The sequence below is a fragment of the Streptomyces sp. NPDC055254 genome, assembly GCF_053606025.1.
In genome coordinates this window covers 1-2,332 of record NZ_JBSGQV010000091.1, presented here as the reverse complement: position 1 = coordinate 2,332, position 2,332 = coordinate 1, and the positions used below count along the sequence as shown (strand labels likewise).

At 54.1% G+C, this 2,332-nt stretch carries 1 rRNA gene; it reads left to right on the top strand.

Annotated features, from left to right (window positions below):
• Positions 1-2,332 (top strand): 23S ribosomal RNA (locus tag ACWFQ8_RS33435); the annotation flags it as partial.

Sequence of the window (2,332 nt, the reverse complement as noted above, 5' to 3'; positions counted from 1 at the left end):
GCTCTACATGAAGCAGGAAACAGAAGGGCCGGCATTGCGCCGGCCCTTCTTCATTGCATCAACGCAGCGACCGCAGGTCCGTCGTAGAGGGTAACAACCCTGTAGTCGAAACTTCGTTCTCTCCTGAGTGGATCCTGAGTACGGCGGAACACGTGAAATTCCGTCGGAATCCGGGAGGACCATCTCCCAAGGCTAAATACTCCCTAGTGACCGATAGTGAACCAGTACCGTGAGGGAAAGGTGAAAAGCACCCCGGAAGGGGAGTGAAAGAGATCCTGAAACCGTGTGCCTACAAATAGTCAGAGCCCGTTAATGGGTGATGGCGTGCCTTTTGTAGAATGAACCGGCGAGTTACGATCCCGTGCGAGGTTAAGCTGAAGAGGCGGAGCCGCAGCGAAAGCGAGTCTGAATAGGGCGTTTAGTACGTGGTCGTAGACCCGAAACCAGGTGATCTACCCATGTCCAGGGTGAAGTTCAGGTAACACTGAATGGAGGCCCGAACCCACGCACGTTGAAAAGTGCGGGGATGAGGTGTGGGTAGCGGAGAAATTCCAATCGAACCTGGAGATAGCTGGTTCTCCCCGAAATAGCTTTAGGGCTAGCCTTAAGTGTAAGAGTCTTGGAGGTAGAGCACTGATTGAACTAGGGGTCCTCATCGGATTACCGAATTCAGTCAAACTCCGAATGCCAATGACTTATCCTTAGGAGTCAGACTGCGAGTGATAAGATCCGTAGTCAAAAGGGAAACAGCCCAGACCGCCAGCTAAGGTCCCAAAGTATACGTTAAGTGGAAAAGGATGTGGAGTTGCTTAGACAACCAGGATGTTGGCTTAGAAGCAGCCACCATTTAAAGAGTGCGTAATAGCTCACTGGTCGAGTGACTCTGCGCCGAAAATGTACCGGGGCTAAACGTATCACCGAAGCTGCGGACTGTTCTTCGAACAGTGGTAGGAGAGCGTTCTAAGGGCTGTGAAGCGAGACCGGAAGGACTGGTGGAGCGCTTAGAAGTGAGAATGCCGGTATGAGTAGCGAAAGACGGGTGAGAATCCCGTCCACCGAATGCCTAAGGTTTCCTGAGGAAGGCTCGTCCGCTCAGGGTTAGTCGGGACCTAAGCCGAGGCCGAAAGGCGTAGGCGATGGACAACAGGTTGATATTCCTGTACCACCTCCTCACCATTTGAGCAATGGGGGGACGCAGGAGGATAGGGTAAGCGCGGTATTGGATATCCGCGTCCAAGCAGTTAGGCTGGGAAATAGGCAAATCCGTTTCCCATAAGGCTGAGCTGTGATGGCGAGCGAAATATAGTAGCGAAGTTCCTGATTCCACACTGCCAAGAAAAGCCTCTAGCGAGGTGAGAGGTGCCCGTACCGCAAACCGACACAGGTAGGCGAGGAGAGAATCCTAAGGTGATCGAGAGAACTCTCGTTAAGGAACTCGGCAAAATGACCCCGTAACTTCGGGAGAAGGGGTGCTCTGTTAGGGTGCAAGCCCGAGAGAGCCGCAGTGAATAGGCCCAGGCGACTGTTTAGCAAAAACACAGGTCTCTGCGAAGCCGTAAGGCGAAGTATAGGGGCTGACGCCTGCCCGGTGCTGGAAGGTTAAGAGGAGCGCTTAGCGTAAGCGAAGGTGCGAATTGAAGCCCCAGTAAACGGCGGCCGTAACTATAACGGTCCTAAGGTAGCGAAATTCCTTGTCGGGTAAGTTCCGACCCGCACGAAAGGCGTAACGATCTGGGCACTGTCTCAACGAGAGACTCGGTGAAATTATAGTACCTGTGAAGATGCAGGTTACCCGCGACAGGACGGAAAGACCCCGTGGAGCTTTACTGCAGCCTGATATTGAATTTTGGTACAGCTTGTACAGGATAGGTAGGAGCCTTGGAAACCGGAGCGCCAGCTTCGGTGGAGGCATCGGTGGGATACTACCCTGGCTGTATTGACCTTCTAACCCGCCGCCCTTATCGGGCGGGGAGACAGTGTCAGGTGGGCAGTTTGACTGGGGCGGTCGCCTCCTAAAAGGTAACGGAGGCGCCCAAAGGTTCCCTCAGAATGGTTGGAAATCATTCGCAGAGTGTAAAGGCACAAGGGAGCTTGACTGCGAGACCTACAAGTCGAGCAGGGACGAAAGTCGGGCTTAGTGATCCGGTGGTTCCGCATGGAAGGGCCATCGCTCAACGGATAAAAGCTACCCCGGGGATAACAGGCTTATCTCCCCCAAGAGTCCACATCGACGGGGAGGTTTGGCACCTCGATGTCGGCTCATCGCATCCTGGGGCTGTAGTCGGTCCCAAGGGTTGGGCTGTTCGCCCATTAAAGCGGTACGCGAGCTGGG